The following is a 17,583-nucleotide window of genomic DNA, read 5'->3' on the forward strand; positions in this document are numbered from 1 at the left end:
CCGAGGACCGTGCCGACGGCCCGGGCCTGGTGGGCGGCTGGGGCTGGGTGGTTCTGGGGCGGGGGTGGGTGGTTACGGGATGCGTGCAGGGGAGTCCGGAGGGTGATTGATGGCCGACGGGGCTGTTGTTTAGGTTTCAAGTGATGTGTATCTTCGAAGGGTGACTTGAAGTTTCAAGTACTTCGATGGCGGTCGCCGGTCCTCGTGGAGGGTCTGTCGGCCCGGACGGAAAAGAGCGTTCGTATGTCCTCCCCCCTCAGCCCCCTTCGTGACTACGGCAGCGGCGTCGACGACCGCCATGCCGCGACTCCGCACGCGTACGACACCGGTCTGCTGCTGTTGCGGCTCGTGGTCGGGTTGACCATGGCCGCGCACGGTGCGCAGAAGCTGTTCGGCTGGTTCGACGGGCCCGGGCTGGACGGGACCGGTCAGTTCTTCACGGCCAGCGGCTATCCGTCCGGCAAGGCCATGGCCGCGGTCGCCGGGCTCAGCGAGACGCTGGGCGGCCTCGGGCTGGTGCTCGGGCTGCTGACGCCGCTGGCGGGTGCGGCGATCGTCGGGACGATGGTGAACGCGCTGGGAGTGAAGTGGGGCGGCGGGTTCTTCGCGCCCGAGGGCGTCGAGTACGAGCTGCTGCTCACGGCGGGCGCGGCGGCGCTCACGCTGACCGGCCCCGGCCGGTACGCGGTCGACCGGCTGCTCCCGGTCCTGCGCGCGCACCGGTTGGTGTACGGCGTGGCCGCCCTGGTGCTCGGCGTGGTCGTGGCGGTTGTGTTCCTGCTGCTGCGTAAGTGAGGCGGAGCAAAAGCGGGAGCGGGAGCCGGTAAGGCAGGGGCGGGCATGTCGGGATGTTGTCGGGAAGCAGCTGGAAGGTGAGGGATTGACGTGGCGGTACGGCGGTTGAATCACGCGGTGCTCTACGTACGGGATGTGGGGCGCGCCGTGGCCTTCTACACCGAGGCACTCGGGTTCCGGGTGGACACCGAGATCCCGGGGCGGGCCGCGTTCCTCAGTGCCGAGGGGACGGCCAACGACCATGACCTCGGGCTGTTCGCGGTGGGTGCGGCGGCCCCCGGGCCCGAGCACGGCCGGGTGGGGCTCTACCACCTGGCCTGGGAAGTCGGAACCCTGGGGGAGCTGGCGGACGTGGCGGCGGAGCTGGCGGAGCGGGGCGCGCTGGTCGGCGCAACCGATCACCTGGTGTCCAAGTCGGTGTACGCGAAAGACCCGGACGGCAACGAGTTCGAGGTGATGTGGCGGGTGCCGCGCGACGGCTGGCCGGGGCCGGACGAACCGGACCGGCTCCGCCCGCTCGACCTCGAAGCGGAGCTGGCGCGCTGGGGGCGGGACCTGAAGACGGGGGCGGCGGCCGGTTCGGCTACCTGAGGGGAGGGAGAGGGGGGAGGGGGAGAGGGGAAGAGGGGAAGAGGGGGCTGGGGTGCCCGCGCGGGGCCGGCCGGCCATGTAGCGGCCGGTCGTTCGCGTACCGTTCGCCCGGCTGCCCTTCCGTCCTCTCGCCCTCTCGTCCTCCCGCCCCCCCTCAGGCGGTCTTTCCGGCCTCCCCGGTCTCCCCGGTCTTTCCGGTCCCCCCGGACTTCCCGGCCTCCGCCCCCGTCCCTCCCGATGCCCGCGCCGACCAGCGCTTCTCCACTCCGGCCAGTCGCCAGTACGCCAGGGCCGCCGCCCAGACGACGACGAAGAGGCCGACGATGATGAAGCCGACGTTGTCCAGGTCGATGGACGAGATCCAGTCGGTGACGCCGTCCTTCAGGTCCAGCTTGTCGTGCAGGACGGTGACCAGCTCGATGGTGCCGATGAAGAACGCGACGGCGATCGACAGGCCGGTGATCGTGAGGTTGTAGTAGACCTTGCGTACCGGGTTCGAGAACGCCCACTGGTACGCGAAGTTCATGAACGTGCCGTCCAGTGTGTCGAACAGGCTCATTCCCGCCGCGAACAGCAGCGGCAGTACCAGGATCGCGTACCAGGGCAGGCCGGCCGCCGCGCCGCTGCCCGCCATCACCATCAGCGTCACCTCGGTCGCGGTGTCGAAGCCGAGGCCGAAGAGCAGACCGAGCGGGTACATCTGGCCGGGCCGGGTGATGGAGCGGGTGAAGCGGCCCAGTACGCGGTTCATGAAGCCGCGCGAGTCGAGGTGCTGCTCCAGCTCCGTCTCGTCGTACCGGCCCTGCCGCATCGCGCGGAACACCCGCCAGATGCCCGCCAGCGCGACGAGGTTGAGCGCGGCGATGAGGTACAGGAAGCCGCCGGAGACCGTGGTGCCCACGGTGCCGAGTACCTGGTGGGCGCTCGATTCGTCGTTCAGCAGGGTGCCCGCGAGCTGCGCGCCGCCGGCGACCAGCGCCGCCATGGCGACGACCACGCTGGAGTGCCCGAGCGCGAACCAGAACCCCACGGAGACCGGCCGCTTGCCGTCGGCCATCAGTTTGCGGGTGGTGTTGTCGATGGCGGCGATGTGATCGGCGTCGAAGGCGTGCCGCATGCCGAGGGTGTACGCGGTGAGGCCGAGGCCGACGCCGAAGACCTGGGAGCCGACCGCGTAGTGGTGCGGCACGACCAGCAGGAAGAGCACGCCGAAGGCGACGATGTGCAGTCCGGCTATGACCGCCATCAGCCCCGCGGTCCGCACGGTGTCCTGCCGCCGCCAGCGGAAGTCGGGCAGGGGCGGGCCAGCCCCCTCGGGGGAGGGGGAGGCCGATGTGCCTGAAGTGGGTGGAGCGGGCGGGGTTGGGGATGTGGGGGACGTGGAAGAAGGGGGATCTGTGGACAGGGGCATCCGGTGGTCACGCTCCAGCACCTCGTGGATCAGTTCGTGAGATGCCGTGGCCGGTCTCCTGGCTGACGGGTGTGCGCGCCCGCCCCGGCCTTCCCGGCCGCGGGCTGCGGCCAGTGGCTCCGTACGGCGCGGGGCGCCTACGGACAGGGGCGGGAACTTCCCGATCACAGTGGCGAGGGCCGCTCCGGCCTGGACCTGTAGGTCGTCACCGGTCTTCCCGAACACCACGGCCCGGACACTCTAACGCCGTCGGTGCTGCCGGCCGGTGCCCCGGCCACTGGTCACTGACTCGGGAACCCGGGACGCCGGTCGGTCGACTACCTGGTCCGGAGCCCGCGTCGGCGGCCTCCGGACCAGGTAGTCGAGAGGCAGGGAGAGCGGGCATATGCGTCCTCGCGCGGATGTGGTGGGGCCGGGATCAAGGTCGGGATCGAGGTCAAGGTCAAGGTCGGGGTCGGGGCCAGGGGTGAAGGGCCGGACGGTGACGGCGGCGGTGCTGGTGCTGGCGGTGGTGGCGCTGGCCGCGGGATGCGGCAGCGCCGACGGGCGGAAGGCCGGGGCCGCGGAGGGCCGGGACGGTGCGGCGGGCGGGTTTCCGACGACCGTCACCGATTGCGACGGGTGGAAGACGACCTTTTCCACGGCGCCGCGGAAAATCGTCACGAGCAATGCGTCGAGTTTGGAGATGTTGCTTCGGCTGGGCGTGGGGGACCGGGTTGTCGGCACCGGATTTCCGCCGGGCAAGGGCACGTTGCCGGACGGGCTCGATGCCCGGGCACAGCGGGTGCCGGTCCTGGGCAAAACGGTGATTCCCAAGGAGAAGCTGCTCGGCTCCGGGGCGGATCTCTACATCGACACGTTCGCCTCGATGGGCAACATGGGCGGGGCGGCGGCCGGGCCGACCGAGGCGGAATTCGCCGCGGCGGGCATCAAACACGTCTATCTGGCCTCGACGGCGTGCGCGCCGCGCAAGAAGGCGCCGCAGCGGGACCTGTCCGCGGTGGAGGGGGACATCCGGCGCCTCGGGCAGGTCACGGGTACGTCGCCGCGGGCGTTGCAGCTGGTGGCGGAGATGGAGAAGAAGGTTTCCGAGGTACGTAAGGCCATCGCGGACGTACCGGCGGAGAAACGGCCGTCGTATTTCTTCTTCGACTTCGACGCGGGTACGAAACAGCCCGTCGCCGTCTGCAACCGGCAGGTGGCGAACGCGGTGCTGACCGAGGCCGGGGCGCGGAACGTCTTCGCGGACTGCGCGGGCGATTTCCGGCCGGTGTCGTGGGAGGACGTGGTCGGCAAGGACCCGGACTGGATCCAGCTCGGTGTACGGAACCGGGGCAGTGCCGCCGCCAATGAGAAGGCGTTCGGCGAAGCCGAGCAATTCCTCAGGACATTCCCGGCCACGGCGGGGCTGCGCGCGGTGAAGGAAGGGAAGTTCCTGCGCATCGGCTCGGAGCAGACGACCATCGCGGGGGTCGGCAACGCCGATACGGTACGGCGGATCGCGGAGACGCTCTACCCGGACCGGCTGGCCAAGTCCGGGGCGGGGCGTTGATGGCGCCGTCGTCGTCCGGTGGTGAGCGGGCCGGGCTCGATGAGAGGACTGAGTGGGCCGAGCGGGCCGGGAAACGCGATGGGGCAACCGCCCGTACGGCGGTGGGCATGGCTCGTACCGTATGGCCCGCCCTCGGCCTTCTCCTTGCCCTCCTCGTCGCGCTGACCGCCGCCGTCTCGCTCGGTGCCACCGACATCGCTCCGGGCGAGGTGTGGTCGGTGGTGTTCCGGCGGCTGGGCGGGGAGCCGCCCCGGCCCGGTACGGACGATCTGATCGTCTGGCAGCTGCGGGTTCCCAGGGCGCTGCTCGCCGCGCTGGTCGGCGCGGGTCTCGGGCTCGTCGGTACGGCCACCCAGGCGCTGGTGCGCAACCCGCTCGCCGACCCGTACCTGCTGGGTATCTCCAACGGCGCGTCGCTCGGCGCGGTGGCCGCGATCGTGCTGGGCGCGGGGGCCGTGGCCGGGGCGGACGGGATGTCCGGGGCGGGATGGACGTTCGGGCTGGGCGGGGGCCTGGGGCTTTCGCTGGCCGCTTTCGCCGGGGCGCTCGCCGCGTTCGCGCTGGTCTGGACGCTGGCCCGGCGCGGTGGCGGCTTCGCGCCGCTGCGGCTGGTGCTCGCGGGCGTCGGTATCGGGCAGTTCCTGGCGGGGTTCACCAGCTATCTGGTCCTCCAGGCCGGGGACGAACAGCAGACGCGCGGCGTGTTGTTCTGGCTGATGGGCAGCCTCGGCGGCGCCACGTGGGGCACGCTCGTCCTGCCGGTGCTCGCCGTGCCCGCCGGGCTGCTGGTCCTCCAGGCACGTGCCCGCGCGCTCAACGCGCTGACCATGGGGGACGAGACCGCGGCGAGCGTGGGCGTGGACGTCGTCCGGCTGCGCCGGCTGCTGTTCGTGGTGACCAGCCTGCTGACCGGCGTATTGGTCGCGGTGTCCGGAGCCGTCGCGTTCGTGGGGCTGATGGTGCCGCACCTGTGCCGGCTGATCGTCGGGGGCGACCACCGCCGGCTGCTGCCGCTGGCCGCGCTGACCGGGGCGCTGCTGCTGGTCGTGGTCGACATCGTGTGCCGTACCGCCATGGACGGCCAGGAGTTGCCGGTGGGCGTGGTGACGGCGCTGATCGGCGCGCCGGTGCTGCTCTACGTACTCGACCGGCGGTTGGGAGCGGGGGCATGAGCCGGAAAGCCCAGACGGATATGGACACAGCTACGGGTACGGGTACAGGCAGGCGCATCGACATCGAGGACCTGCGCGTCTCGTACGCCGGCCGGTGCGTGGTGGCCGGTGTGCACCTGGTGGCCGCGCCGGGGGAGATCGCGGGTGTGGTCGGGCCGAACGGGAGCGGGAAGTCCACGGTGCTGCGTACCGTCTACCGGCACCTGCGGCCGGAAGCCGGCCGCGTGCTGCTGGCCGGGGAGGACATCCGGTCGATGCCGCCGACGCGTACCGCCCGGCACATCGCCGCCCTGCCCCAGGAACGCGGCGGCGACTTCGAACTCACCGTCCACGAGGTGGTGGCGATGGGCCGCACCCCGTACAAGCGGGCGTTCGCGGGTGACGACCGCGCCGACCGGGAGACGGTGGCCCGCGCCCTGGCCGAGGTGGGGCTGGCCGGGCACGGCGGGCGGCGGTTCTCGGCGCTGTCCGGCGGGGAACGGCAGCGGGCGCTGCTGGCCCGCGCCTTCGCCCAGGCCCCGGACGTGCTCGTACTGGACGAGCCGACGAACCACCTGGACGTACGGCACCAGGTCGAGCTGCTGACCCTGCTGCGCGGCCGGGCCTGCACGACGCTCGTCTCGCTGCACGACCTCAATGCGGCGGCTTCGGTCTGCGACCGGCTGCACGTGCTGTCCGAGGGGGCGGTGGTGGCGTCCGGCGCGCCGCGCGATGTGCTCACGCCGGAACTGCTGGCCGAGGTGTTCGGGGTGCGGGCGACGGTGGTCGACCATCCGCTGACGGGGGACCCGCTGATCGCCGTCGATCAGCGGCGGGTCGCGGACGGCGCCACCTGAGCCGCCTGACCCACCTGAGCCGCCTGACCCACCTGAGCCGCCTGACCCACCTGAGCCGCCTGACCCACCTGAGCCGCCTGCCCCACCTGAGCCGCCTGCCCCACCTGGCCCGCGTGGCTTACCGTTTTAGCCATCGACTGGCCAGGCACCGGTACCGGCACTGGCTTCGGCACCGGTACTGGCTTCGGCACCGGCCGCCCGACCTCCTCCGCATAGTGGCTCGGGCGGCCGCCCCGGTGGACGAGCCGCCCCGCCTGCGCCGCGTCCGCCGCGCGCAGCAGCCGTACGCCGCCGTCCGCCTGCCGCAGTACGCACGCGTGCCACGGCGTCATCCAGGCGTCGGGCGCGTCGAGCAGCCGGATGCCGAACTTCGCCGCGCCGCGCGGCTGCGGGTGGATGGACAGCCGTACGGCATCGGGGTGGTGCTCGGCGATCAGCGCGCCCCAGGCGCGGCTGCGCTGGATGACCCCGTAGGCGCGGCGGCGGCACGCGCGTTGCAGTGCGGAGCGGGTGCCCTCGAAGCCGGTGGTGTCCTCGAAGAGGAAGCGGGTGATGCCCCGGTAGAGGCGCAGCGTTTCGCCGTCGTGTGCCGCCGGGCCCCTGGTTTCGGCGCGCAGGGCGTCCAGGGAGGGGGCGTACCGGCGGAGTACCTGCTCGCGCTTGGCGTCGCAGGGCAGGTCCCCGTAGACGTCGCGGAGGTCGAAGGTGCTCAGGTGGGACAGCCCGGCCGTACGGATCATGGCGCGCAGCGCGTCGTTGTACGCGTCGACGTGCGGATCCGGGACGCCGATCAGGTCGCTGAAGACGTGCCCGTCGGAGCAGATGACAAGGCGCGCGCCCGGCGCGTACCGTGCGCCGATCCGGGCGCAGAGCCCGTCGAGGAAGTGCAGGGCGAGGCGTTCGCCCTCGTCGGGGAGGCGGCCGATGACCTTGGCGGGGTTGGGTGATTTGCAGGGGAAGCCGGGGAGGGTGAGAACGATCGGGCGGCGGGCCGCCACCAGGCGCTCCAATTGATGGAGCTGGTACGGGAAGTGGGCGGGCGTGGTCGCGTGCTCGGGGGGAGCTGCCTCCAGGGTGCGGCGGTGGGGGAGGAGGGTGGCGAGGATGTCGGCCGCTGTGTTGGCAGCCGGTGTGTTGGCGACCGGAGTGTTGACGGCCGGTGCATTGACGGCCGGTGCGTTGGCGGTCGATGCGCTGACGGTCGGGTGTCTCATCAGAGGGTGGCCTTCCCGGCAGCGCCGCTGAAGGGACAGGCGTACGGAGACGATCCGGCCTGATCCGCACGCGGCCCACCAACGTCGCCCGAACTTCCACCCACCGCCCCGTATACGACCGGAAGCGCAGCCACCCCGCGCGCCAGCACCGCCGGTATCCACTCCAGGTCGCCGTCCGGCACGGCCAGGCGCAGGCCCGGCAGGCGGCGGAGCAGTGTCTCCAGGGCGATGTGCAGTTCGGTACGGGCCAGTGTGGCGCCCGGGCAGAAGTGGATGCCGTGGCCGAAGGCGAGATGCGGGTTGGGCGTACGGTCGAAGTCCAGCGTGTCGGGGGCGGGGAAGCGGGCAGGGGCGCGGTTGGCCGCGCACAGCGAGACGATCACGGAGTCGCCGGCCGGGATCCGCGTGCCCGACACGTCCGCGTCCGCCGCGAGGAACCGCCAGGTCGTCAGCTCGAAAGCACTGTCGTAACGGAGCAGTTCCTCCACCGCGCGGGGGAGGAGCGCGGGGTCGTCGCGGAGCCGCGCGAGGTGTTCGGGGTGACGGAGCAGGGCGGTCAGGGCCGTCGTGATCTGGTTGGTGACGGGTTCCTGTCCGGCGACGAGGAGTTGGAAGATCATGGAGTCCAGCTCGGCGTCGTCCAGGTCCCCGGTTTCGCGGGCGGTGACGAGGCGGGAGAGCAGGTCGGTGCCGCGCTGCTGCCGCTTGTGGCGTACGAGGTCGGCGATGTAGCCCTGCAAGCCGCGCAGCCGGGCCTCGTACGCCGGGCGGCCGGGGTCGTCCGGGCCCACGGGCTGGACGACCTTGCCCCAGTCGCGGTCGAAGCGCACGGTGAACGCGTCCGGCAGGCCGATGACCTCGGCGAGTACGAGGAAGGGGAAACGCGCCGCGAACGCCGCCACCAGATCGGCTCGACCGCCCCGTTCGCCATCACCCCCACCACCCCCGCCCCCCGATCCAGCGGGCGGCAATGCGTCCAGTAGCGCCTCCGCCAAGCGCTCGAAGCGCGGTCGGAGTCCGGCGATCCGTTTGGGGGCGAAGGCGTCGGTGATCAGACGCCGCATGGCGGTGTGCCGGGGCGGGTCCTGGTGCAGCAGGTGGACCTGGAGCTGCGAGTGCTGCGGCTCCGGCATGATCGAGGCGCGGGCGCGCCAGGCGGCGTTGCCGCGGGAGTGGTGCTTGCCGAGCCGGGGATCGTTCAGCGCCCGGTGGGCGGCCTCGTACCCGGTGACGAGCCAGGCGCACACCCCGCTCGGGAACCGGACCCGGTGGACGGGGCCGCGCTCGCGCAGCTCGGCGTAGAGGGGGTACGGGTCACGCTTGTAGTCGTCCCCGTAGAGGGGGAGCGGTTCGGAAAGGGGCATGGACGGGACTCCTCAGGTGCTCGGTCAGTGCTCGGGCGGGCGCTAGGTCAGGTGCTCGGTCAGGTGCTCAGAAGGCGAGTTCGGGCCGGTGGTGGTCCAGCCACAGCGCCAGGTCGACAACGCGTTCCAGGCGCAGGCGGTGGTCCCACCGGAGGTTTTCGGGCGGGGCGTCGAGAACGGTCTTGATCACGCCCTCGTCGACCAGGTCGCGGACGCGGCCCTGCCCGGCCCCGAGCGCGTCGCGTGCCATGTCCTGAAGGCCGCGGTTGTAGGCCGGGTGGTGGGTGGCCGGGTAGTGGTTCTTGGGGCGGTGCAGTACGGAGGGCGGGGCGAGGCGGGCGCCCGCGGCGCGCAGCAGGCTTTTCTCGCGCCCGTCGAAGTCCTGTAGCGCGGCCGGGGCGTTGAAGGCGTACTCGACCAGCCGGTGGTCGCAGTACGGCACCCGTACCTCCAGCCCCTGCGCCATGCTGAGCCGGTCCTTGCGGTGCAGCAGCTGGCGCAGCCAGCGGGTGAGCGAGAGGTGCTGGAGTTCGCGCCGGCGGTGCTGGGCGGGCGTCTCGCCGTCCAGGTGCGGGACTGCGGCCAGCGCCGAACGGTACGTGTCGGCCCGGAACTCGCCCATCCGCAACGTCGCCGCCAGCGCCGGGTGCAGCGGTACGGCGGCCTCGTCGCCGGTCACCAGCAGCCACGGGAACGTTTCGGCGGCCAGTGCGGCCGGGCTGCGGAACCAGGGGTAGCCGCCGAAGACCTCGTCCGCCGCCTCGCCGGACAGCGCGACCTTCGCGTGCCGGGCCATCTCGCCGAAGAGGAGGTACAGGGAGGTGTCCATGTCGCCCACGCCGATGGGTGAGTCGCGGGCCGCCACCACGGCCGCGCGGTGCGCCGGGTCCAGCAGGTCCCGCGGATCGAGGACGACGAGCCGGTGGTCGGTGCCGATGAAGACACCGGCCTCGGCCGCGTACGGGGTGTCGTGGCCGGTGCGCAGAACATCGCCGGTGAAGCGTTCCACCTGGTCGCTGTAGTCCACGGCGTACGAGCGCAGGCGCGCCGCGGGCCCTTCCCGTACGCGCAGTTCGTCCGCCAGCAGTGCGGTCAGGACGGTGGAGTCGAGGCCGCCGGAGAGCAGCGTGCACAGGGGGACGTCCGCCTCCAACTGGGAGCGGGCGGCCCGGTTCAGGTGGGCGCGGACGGTGTCGACGGCCGCGTCCACGCCGTCGTCCGGATGCGGACGGGCTTCCAGGCGCCAGTAGACGTATTCGGTGAGCCCGCTGCGGTCGAAGACGGCCGCCCCGCCCGGCGGCACCTCCCGCACCCCCGACCACAGCGTCTCCCCGGTGCCGAAGACCAGCCCGTACGCCTCCCGCATGCCCCGCGCGTCAACGCGCGGGCGGCAGGCGGGGTGGGCGAACAGGGCTTTGGGCTCGGACCCGAAGACCAGGCCGCCGGGCACCTCGGCGAAGAACAGCGGCTTGACGCCCAGCCGGTCGCGTACGAGCAGCAGCCGCTCCGCACGGGCGTCCCAGACGGCGAAGGCGTACATGCCTTCCAGGTGTGGGGTGAGGTCGTCGCCCCACTCCAGGTAGGCGCGCAGGACCACTTCCGTGTCGCTGCGGGTGGAGAAGTGGTGGCCCCGAGCGCGTAGTTGGCTGCGGAGGGCGTGGTGGTTGTAGACCTCGCCGCTGTAGGTGAGGACGACGTCCGGGGATGATGAGCGGTGCGCGCGGTGTGCGCGGTGTGCGCGGGCGGGCAGGTCGGTCATGGGTTGCGTACCGCCTTCCAGGTCCAGTACGGCCAGGCGGCGGTGCCCGAGGGCGGCATGCGGGCCGCACCAGATGCCGGATGCGTCGGGGCCGCGGGGGGCCAGCGCGGCGGTCATCCGCTCTATGACGGGCATCTGGGCTGTCTGGGCTGTTCGGGCTGTTCGGGCTGTTGGGACTGTCCGGGCTGTTCGGGCTGCTGGGGCGTCGGCCTCGCGGTATGAGATCCAGCCGGTGATGCCACACATGGGCCGTGCTCCTCGGCGGTCGGTGGGTATCCGCGTACACGCCCGGTGCCGGTCGTGCGCACGCTTCACTCAGTGGTCGGGCGGAACGGGCGCCGAGTTCCCGCCGAGTACGGGAATGGGGCCGCGCGGGGCCCCGCAACGGCGCTGGAAACCCAGGTAGTCGGAGCGGCGGCCGGTCTGGTTCCGGCGCGCGGGGAGGACAAACCTCACGTGGGACGGGAGGGGGCAGGGGAGGGGGTGGGGGCGGTTCGGCGTGCCACGATGGCTGCGCCGAGCAGCGCGATTCGCGCGGCTGCCGTCTCGCGCTGCGCTGCGCTCGCCGCTGTGTCTCCCTCGTACCTCCCTCGTACCTCCCTCGTACCTCTCCCCGTCTGTGTATCGGAGCGGCCATGTATCTCGTCCGGCGATTGTCATCCGTACTGCCCGCGAAAGCGGTGCTCGGGTTCGTGGCGCTGCTCGTCGTCCTGTTCGTGTGCGCGTACGGGGCGGGGGCGGCCGCCGGGCCCGTGGCGCCGGGGATGCGGCCCGGCAGCCCGGCTCCTGGGGCACCCCAGCAACCCGCGGACAGCGAGGGGATGGACGGCATGAGCGGCATGGGCGGGATGGGATGAGCGAGCGTGTCACCGTGCTGGCGGTGGGCGGTATGACCTGCGCCGCCTGCGTCAACCGGGTGGAGAAGAAGCTCGGGCGCCTCGAAGGGGTCACCGCGACGGTGAACCTGGCCACCGGCAAGGCCCGCGTCCATCATCCGGCCGCGCTCTCCGTGAGCGACCTCGTGGCGACCGTGGAGGCCGCGGGCTTCACGGCCCGGCCACCGGAGCCGGAACGGAAGCAGGTACGGGAGCCGGCGGGGGGACCCGTACAGCAGCCCACGCCACCTTCCGGACCCCTGGAAGAACAGCCGACCGACGCGGACCGCACCCGGCTCCTCGTCACCGCGCTCCTGTCCGTCCCCGTACTCGTCCTGTCGATGGTCCCCGCCTGGCAGTTCCGCAACTGGCAGTGGCTCTGCTTCGCGCTGACCGCGCCGGTCGCCGTGTGGGGCGCGCTGCCCTTCCACCTCCGCGCGGCACGCGGCCTGCGGCACGGCGCCGCGACCATGGACACGCTGGTGTCCCTCGGGGTGGCCGCCTCGTTCGCCTGGTCCACATACGCGCTGTTTCTGAGCGGCGGCACCGCGCACAGCTACCTGGAAGCGGCCGTCGGCGTACCGCTGTTCGTCCTGGCCGGGCGGCGGCTGGAGGCGGGGGCGCGCCGCGGTACGGGGTCGGCGCTGCGGGCGCTGGCCGAACTGGTCGGAAAGGAGGTGTCGGTACGGGCGCCGGTGGGCGACGGTGGGGGTGGCGCCACCGTGGAGCGCCGGATTCCGGTGGCCGACCTTCAGGTCGGTGACCGCTTCCTGGTCCGCCCGGGAGAGCGGGTTGCCACCGACGGCACGGTGGTGGAGGGCAGTTCCGCCCTCGACCTGTCGCTGGTCACCGGGGAGAGCCGCCCGGAGGAGGTGGGGCCGGGCTCGGCGGTCGTCGGCGGCGCGGTGAACGCGGGCGGCCTCCTCGAAGTGCGCGCCGCCGCGGTCGGCGCGGACACCCGGCTGGCCCGGATCACCCGCCTCGTGGAAGAGGCGCAGACCGGCAAGACCCGGGTACAGCGCCTGGCCGACGCGGTGGCCGGGGTCTTCGTGCCGGCCGTGCTGGCGGTGTCCGTGACCGTACTCGGATTCTGGCTGGGCGCGGGCGCGGACCCGCAGGCGGCGGTGACCGCGGCGGTGGCCGTCCTGGTCGTCGCCTGCCCCTGCGCGCTCGGACTCGCCACGCCCACCGCCCTGCTGGCCGCGACCGGCCGGGGCGCGCAGCTGGGCATCCTCGTCAGCGGGCCGCGGGCCCTGGAACGGCTGCGGCGCATCGACACCCTGGTGCTGGACAAGACGGGGACGCTGACCACCGGGCGGATGAGCGTGGTGGCCGTTACGGGGCGTGCGGACACGCGTCCCGCGGTGGATGCCGGTGATGGGGCCGCAGTTCTGACCACCGACGACGCCGTCCGGCTCGCCGCCGCCGTCGAGCACGGCTCCGAACACCTCTTGGCGCGCGCCATCACCACGTACGGCGACACGCGCCGCAAGGCCCTCGGCGACCACCGGCCGCTGCCCGCGGTCCGCCGCTTCACCGCGACTGCCGGTTACGGCGTGACCGGCGAGGTGGACGGGCGGACCGTGATCGTCGGGCGGCCCGGCGACCTTACGGAGCTGCCCGCCGCGCTCGCGGACGCGGTCCGTACGGCCGAGGACGCCGGGCACACCGCCGTACTGGTGACGGCCGACGGCACCCCGCAGGCCGTCGTCGCCATCGGCGACACGTTGCGGCCCGACTGCTACCGGGCCGTCGACCACCTGCGCCGCCTGGGCCTGCGGCCGGTGCTGGCCACCGGCGACCGGGCGGCCACGGCCCGCGCGGTCGCCGGACACCTCGGCATCACGGAGATCCATGCGGGCGCGCTTCCGGAGGAGAAGGCCGCGCTGGTCACCACGTTGAAGGAGCAGGGCTGCCGGGTCGCCGTGGTCGGTGACGGAGTCAACGACGCAGCCGCCCTGGCCCACGCCGACCTCGGCATCGCCATGGGCAGCGGTACGGACGCCGCGATCGGCGCCGCCGATGTCACCGTGCTGCGCGAGGACCTCCAGGCCGTACCGGACGCCGTACGGCTGGCCCGGCGCACGCTGGGCACCATTCGCGCCAACCTCGTGTGGGCTTTCGGCTACAACCTGGTGACCGTGCCGCTCGCCGCCGTCGGCCGGCTGGACCCGATGATCGCGGCTGCCGCGATGTCCGCGAGTTCGCTGCTGGTGGTGGGCAACAGCCTGCGGCTGCGGGCGTGGCGGCCGGGTGGGCATCAGGCGGGTGGGCACCGTGCAGGTGGGAATCGTGCAGGTGGGCATCAGGCGGGCGGGCGCAGGGCGGGTGGGCGCCGGACGGACCGCCGCGAGACGGCCGGAGGCCGTACTTTCCCCCTCGAAGCCTCCCGGGACAACGCATGAACCTGAACCAGAACCTCTCCACCGCGCGCGCCGCCCTGCGTTCCGCCGCCGCGCCCCTCGTCGCGGGCGTGCTCACGCTCGGCTGCCTCACGGCCTGGACCCTGGCCGGGAACGCGGGCACCCCGGCCGAGCTGCGGGTGACCGAGGGCCGCATCCTCGTCCCCTCCAACCCGGAGGCCACGGCCGCCTTCTTCACCATCAGCAACACGGGTACCACCGCCGACGAACTGACCGGCGTCACCGGTCCGGCCGGACACCAGGCCATGGTCGGCCGTGATGTCGAGGTCGCCGAAGGGGCGCACCGTATGGAGATGGCCGGAGCCGTCACCGTCCCGGCGCGCGGCGCGCTGCGTATGGCGCCCACGGATGTGGACGTCATGGTCAGCCCGCCGCCGCGGCTCGCACCGGGCGACCGGGTCGTCTTCACGCTGCACTTCCGCGACAGCGAGCCCGTCACGGCCGAGGCCGTGGCCGTACGTCCGGGGCGCCTGGAACCGTAACGGCGCCGCCAGCCGTGTTACGGCCGGATGGCACGGCCCGGTGCCCCGGAGTTCCAGCGAACCCCAGGGCACCGGACCGGTTCAGGCGGCCGAACCCGCCAGCGCGCGGGCGGGTGGCGCGGGAAGCGGTCCGGCCGTACCGGCCGCGGTGCCCCGCCCCTCCTCCGCCAGCAACGCCACCAGCGTTTCGCGCGCCCTCGCCACCCTGGAACGCACCGTCCCCACCGGACAGTCGGCGATCGCCGCCGCCTCCGCGTACGGCAGGCCCAGCAACTGGGTCAGCACGAACGCCTCCCGTCGGGGCGCGGGCAATGCCGACAGCAGTTCGGCGAGGGCGATGCCTTCGTCGAATCCGGGCACGCCGCGCGGCTGCGCCTTCTCCGCCGCGCTCTGCCAGTCGTCGATCCCGGCGAGCCGAGGTCTGCTGGCCAGCGACCGCAGCCGGTCGGCGACGGTCCGGCGGGCGATGGTCAGCAGCCACGTACGCGCCGACGACCGCCCCTCGAACCGGGGCAGGCTGCGCAGGGCCCGCAGGTACGTGTCCTGCACCAGGTCGTCCGCGGCCTGCGCGTCGCCGCTGAGGTGCGTGACGTAGCGGCGTACGTCCAGCTGCGTCGCGCGGACGAAGCGCTCCACGGCGGCCTCGTCGCCGGTACGGGCCGCGAGGGCCCAGGCCGTCACCGAGGCGTCATCGCGCACCCCGCACCTCCCGGCCGTCGGCCGCGGAACCGGCGCCGCGGACTTCGGGGAGGATGGGGCCATGCAGTGCTCGCGCGTACGAACCGCTCTCTCCGCCCGCCTGGACGGCGAACAGCTGCCGCCGGGCGTCACGGGCGGTCGGCTCGACGCCCATGTGGCGGGGTGCGCGGACTGCCGCCGCTGGTCGGCGGAGGCCGCCCGGTTGCAGCGCCTCACCCGGTCGGCGAGCGATGCGGCCGATGACGGCGGCGGTGGTGGTGCGGACGCGGCCGCCCTGGACGGGCTGCTCGACCGGCTGCGGGGCTCTTCCGTACGGGGGGACGCCGTACGGGGAGAGGCCGTACGGGGGGATGCCGTATGGGGGGATGCCGTACGGGGTGGTGGCGAGCGCTCCTGAGCGGCGGTAGCCGCCCGCGGGAACAGGAGTCATCATCAAAGCTCCTCGGGGAGATCCGGCCCCGCCGCGCACGGAACGCACGACGGCCGGGCCGGTGACGATTACAGGGACCAGGGCCATGGGCGGGACGGGATATGTCCTCGGCATGAGTCCTGGGTGTGACCGTGCTGTCAGCAGACAGCCGTCTCCCGGGGCGGGCCGCGGAGCCAGATGACGTGGACGAGAAGCAGCCGCCGCAGGGGCCGCCGGGGTTCGCGGCGTACCGGGCGGGCCGGGCGGGGCGGCTCGGGCAGCACCGTGCGCAGGACGAGCAGCAGCGGTACGAAGAGCCGTACGGATACGGCCCGTACGACGCGGAACGCGGCCCGCTCGCCGCCGCACAGCCACCACGCGCTCAGCAGCGCGACGAGCACGTGAGCCGCGAGCATCCCGGTCATGCTGCCGCCCATGGCGCCCATGCCGGGGATGCCGGGCATGTCGTGCATGTGTTGGGCGCCGGCCATGTCGTGCGCCCCATGCATCCCGGCCATCCCGTGCGTCGCGGCCATCGCCTCGCCGTACCGCCGCCCGAGCCCCACGTCGTACAGCATCCGCTCGGCGTCGTGCTGCGGCATCGGGCGTCCGGCCATGCCGCACACCAGCGAGGCCGCCCACCGCTGGGCCAGGGACGCCTGCTCGCCTCCCGTTCCGGCGGCCGTTCCGGTGGCTGTCATTCCGGCCGCCACCGACTGGCCGAAGGAGAAGGCGGTGTGCAGCGCGGCCTGTGCCGTCAGCGTCAACGCGGTCACGAACAGCGGCCCCCGCTCGCGCGCGGCGAGGCACCACGCTCCGCAGGCCGTCACCGCCACCGCGCCGAGCACCACCCACACGGGCACGGGCGCGTCGGACATCAGGGCGTGCCCGAGGGCGGCGAGCAGCACACACACCGCCGCGAACACCCCGGCCCGCAAGCCCCTGAGAAGACGCCCCGCAATCATGACCCGCTCATCGTTGCACCCCGCCCCGCACGCCGGACGGGCAGGGCGGGCTGAGCGGGGATCAGTACGGCGGGCCGGTCGGTGCTCAGTACGGCAGGCCGGAAAGGAACGTGTGCAGAGCCTGGTCGAAGTGCGGCGTGTTCTCCAGGTTCACCATGTGCGCCGCGCCCGGTATCCGTACCCGCTGGGCGCCGGGCACGGCCAGGGTGATGGCGTGGGCGTTGGCGGAGATGTCGGAGCAGTCCAGGTCGCCGTCCAGGACCAGGGTCGGTACCCGGATCTCCGCCAGCCGCTCGTACGCCCCGACCTCGATCGGCATCCCGGCGCCCATCCCGCCCGCGTGCACGACCACATTGGCGTCCGCCGAGGCCCGCATCCGCTCGCGCAGGACGGGGTCGACGGCGGCCGGTTCGCGGTGCGGGCCGTCCACCCACATGCGCAGGAAGTGCTCGATGTAGCGCTCCGCGCCGTCCTCCTCCGGGTCCTCGACGGCGGCCACCTGTTCCTTGATGTGCTCCAGGACGAACGGGTCGGTGAAGGCCCGGCCGCTGATCCCGGGCGAGGCCAGGGCCAGCGCGAAGACGCGGTCGGGGTGGGCGAGGGCCATGTCCAGGGCGACCCGGGCGCCGTGCGAGAGGCCGATGAGGATGGCGCGGGCTATGCCGAGGTGGTCGAGGAGGACGCGCAGGTCCTCGTGGTTGGCGTAGTCGCCGTCGACCGTGGAGGACAGGCCGTGGCCGCGCGCGTCGTAGCGGACGGTGCGCAGGCCGGAGCGGACGAGCCAGGCGAACTGCTCGTCCCACATGCGCTGGTCGAGCATCCCGCCGTGCAGCAGCACCACCGAGGGGCCCTCGGGGCCGGTGCCGGCGGCCTCGTAGAACAGCTCGCCGTTCTCGATCGGGATCGTGCCGTTCTCGACCTCCGTCTCGGGCCAGGCGCCGGGTTCCTGGGTTCCTTCGATTCCTTGGATGGTCATGCTCCGTGCCGTCCTGTGTGGGGTGCTGGGGTCGGGTGGGGCGCCGAGGGATGTGCGGAC

Annotated in this window: 15 protein-coding genes, 1 pseudogene and 1 riboswitch; of the genes and pseudogenes, 9 read left to right on the plus strand and 7 right to left on the minus strand. The window is 72.9% G+C overall.

Going from position 1 to position 17,583, the window contains the following annotated elements; genetic code table 11:
• Positions 1 to 243: 243 nt before the first annotated feature.
• Positions 244 to 795: a DoxX family protein gene (locus IH45_RS0139450; RefSeq protein WP_030680717.1), complete on the plus strand. Its 552-nt coding sequence runs from the start codon at positions 244 to 246 to the stop codon at positions 793 to 795.
• Between the two features lie 90 nt (positions 796 to 885).
• Entirely contained in the window at positions 886 to 1,386 is a 501-nt protein-coding gene (locus tag IH45_RS0139455; RefSeq protein WP_030680720.1) for a VOC family protein, read from the plus strand.
• A 154-nt stretch (positions 1,387 to 1,540) separates the two neighbouring features.
• Here the strand turns inward: IH45_RS0139455 and nicT are convergent, their stop codons facing one another.
• Complete coding sequence (gene nicT, locus IH45_RS0139460; RefSeq protein WP_394298742.1) at positions 1,541 to 2,797, minus strand: Nickel transporter NicT; 1,257 nt, start codon at positions 2,795 to 2,797, stop codon at positions 1,541 to 1,543.
• Positions 2,798 to 2,828: 31 nt separating this feature from the next.
• Positions 2,829 to 3,041, minus strand: a riboswitch (cobalamin riboswitch).
• Positions 3,042 to 3,278: 237 nt separating this feature from the next.
• Here nicT and IH45_RS0139465 point away from each other — a divergent pair.
• From IH45_RS0139465 to IH45_RS0139475, 3 genes are all read left to right on the plus strand, one after another.
• Positions 3,279 to 4,349, plus strand: a complete 1,071-nt coding sequence (locus IH45_RS0139465; protein WP_078898008.1) for an ABC transporter substrate-binding protein — start codon at positions 3,279 to 3,281, stop codon at positions 4,347 to 4,349.
• Positions 4,350 to 4,456: 107 nt separating this feature from the next.
• Positions 4,457 to 5,521: a FecCD family ABC transporter permease gene (locus IH45_RS0139470; RefSeq protein ID WP_030680728.1), complete on the plus strand. Its 1,065-nt coding sequence runs from the start codon at positions 4,457 to 4,459 to the stop codon at positions 5,519 to 5,521.
• Positions 5,518 to 6,357: an ABC transporter ATP-binding protein gene (locus IH45_RS0139475; protein WP_234440850.1), complete on the plus strand. Its 840-nt coding sequence runs from the start codon at positions 5,518 to 5,520 to the stop codon at positions 6,355 to 6,357. Before IH45_RS0139470 ends, IH45_RS0139475 begins: the two co-directional genes overlap by 4 nt.
• 209 nt (positions 6,358 to 6,566) lie before the next feature.
• Here IH45_RS0139475 and IH45_RS0139480 read toward each other — a convergent pair.
• The 3 genes and pseudogenes from IH45_RS0139480 to asnB all read right to left on the minus strand — a co-directional run.
• Positions 6,567 to 7,574, minus strand: a pseudogene (locus IH45_RS0139480) (L-tyrosine/L-tryptophan isonitrile synthase family protein); the annotation flags it as partial.
• Positions 7,571 to 8,935, minus strand: a complete 1,365-nt coding sequence (locus tag IH45_RS0139485; protein ID WP_030680736.1) for a cytochrome P450 family protein — start codon at positions 8,933 to 8,935, stop codon at positions 7,571 to 7,573. The gene IH45_RS0139485 and the pseudogene IH45_RS0139480, both read right to left, overlap by 4 nt.
• A 67-nt stretch (positions 8,936 to 9,002) precedes the next feature.
• A complete protein-coding gene (gene asnB, locus IH45_RS0139490) occupies positions 9,003 to 10,940 on the minus strand; it encodes an asparagine synthase (glutamine-hydrolyzing) (RefSeq protein WP_030680739.1) in 1,938 nt (645 codons plus the stop codon).
• A 389-nt stretch (positions 10,941 to 11,329) separates the two neighbouring features.
• On the opposite strand from asnB, the gene IH45_RS01000000144610 reads away from it, so the two are divergent.
• The 3 genes from IH45_RS01000000144610 to IH45_RS0139505 are packed head-to-tail and all read left to right on the plus strand — an operon-like array spanning position 11,330 to position 14,474.
• Positions 11,330 to 11,551, plus strand: a complete 222-nt coding sequence (locus tag IH45_RS01000000144610) for a hypothetical protein (RefSeq protein ID WP_032919254.1) — start codon at positions 11,330 to 11,332, stop codon at positions 11,549 to 11,551.
• The gene (locus IH45_RS0139500) at positions 11,548 to 13,974 is read left to right on the plus strand and encodes a heavy metal translocating P-type ATPase (protein WP_234440851.1); all 2,427 of its coding nucleotides are present in this window, start codon (positions 11,548 to 11,550) and stop codon (positions 13,972 to 13,974) included. The genes IH45_RS01000000144610 and IH45_RS0139500 overlap by 4 nt, the downstream gene beginning before the upstream one ends.
• Complete coding sequence (locus IH45_RS0139505; RefSeq protein WP_032919257.1) at positions 13,971 to 14,474, plus strand: copper chaperone PCu(A)C; 504 nt, start codon at positions 13,971 to 13,973, stop codon at positions 14,472 to 14,474. The genes IH45_RS0139500 and IH45_RS0139505 overlap by 4 nt, the downstream gene beginning before the upstream one ends.
• 81 nt (positions 14,475 to 14,555) lie before the next feature.
• Here the strand turns inward: IH45_RS0139505 and IH45_RS0139510 are convergent, their stop codons facing one another.
• On the minus strand, positions 14,556 to 15,173 hold the full coding sequence (locus IH45_RS0139510) for a sigma-70 family RNA polymerase sigma factor (protein ID WP_030680746.1): 618 nt from the start codon (positions 15,171 to 15,173) through the stop codon (positions 14,556 to 14,558).
• Positions 15,174 to 15,234: 61 nt separating this feature from the next.
• On the opposite strand from IH45_RS0139510, the gene IH45_RS1000000147410 reads away from it, so the two are divergent.
• Positions 15,235 to 15,570 carry a zf-HC2 domain-containing protein gene (locus IH45_RS1000000147410; protein ID WP_078898007.1) on the plus strand — a complete coding sequence of 112 codons (336 nt, stop codon included), beginning with the start codon at positions 15,235 to 15,237 and terminating at the stop codon, positions 15,568 to 15,570.
• Between the two features lie 170 nt (positions 15,571 to 15,740).
• Here IH45_RS1000000147410 and IH45_RS0139520 read toward each other — a convergent pair whose 3' ends face one another.
• Positions 15,741 to 16,547 (minus strand): hypothetical protein, encoded by an 807-nt coding sequence (locus tag IH45_RS0139520; protein ID WP_030680750.1) that lies wholly within the window; start codon positions 16,545 to 16,547, stop codon positions 15,741 to 15,743.
• Between the two features lie 85 nt (positions 16,548 to 16,632).
• Positions 16,633 to 17,523, minus strand: coding sequence for an alpha/beta fold hydrolase (locus IH45_RS0139525; RefSeq protein ID WP_030680751.1), 891 nt, complete (start codon positions 17,521 to 17,523; stop codon positions 16,633 to 16,635).
• Between the last annotated feature and the right edge of the window lie 60 nt (positions 17,524 to 17,583).

Source organism: Streptomyces rimosus subsp. rimosus (assembly GCF_000720725.1).
Classification (GTDB): domain Bacteria; phylum Actinomycetota; class Actinomycetes; order Streptomycetales; family Streptomycetaceae; genus Streptomyces; species Streptomyces rimosus_A.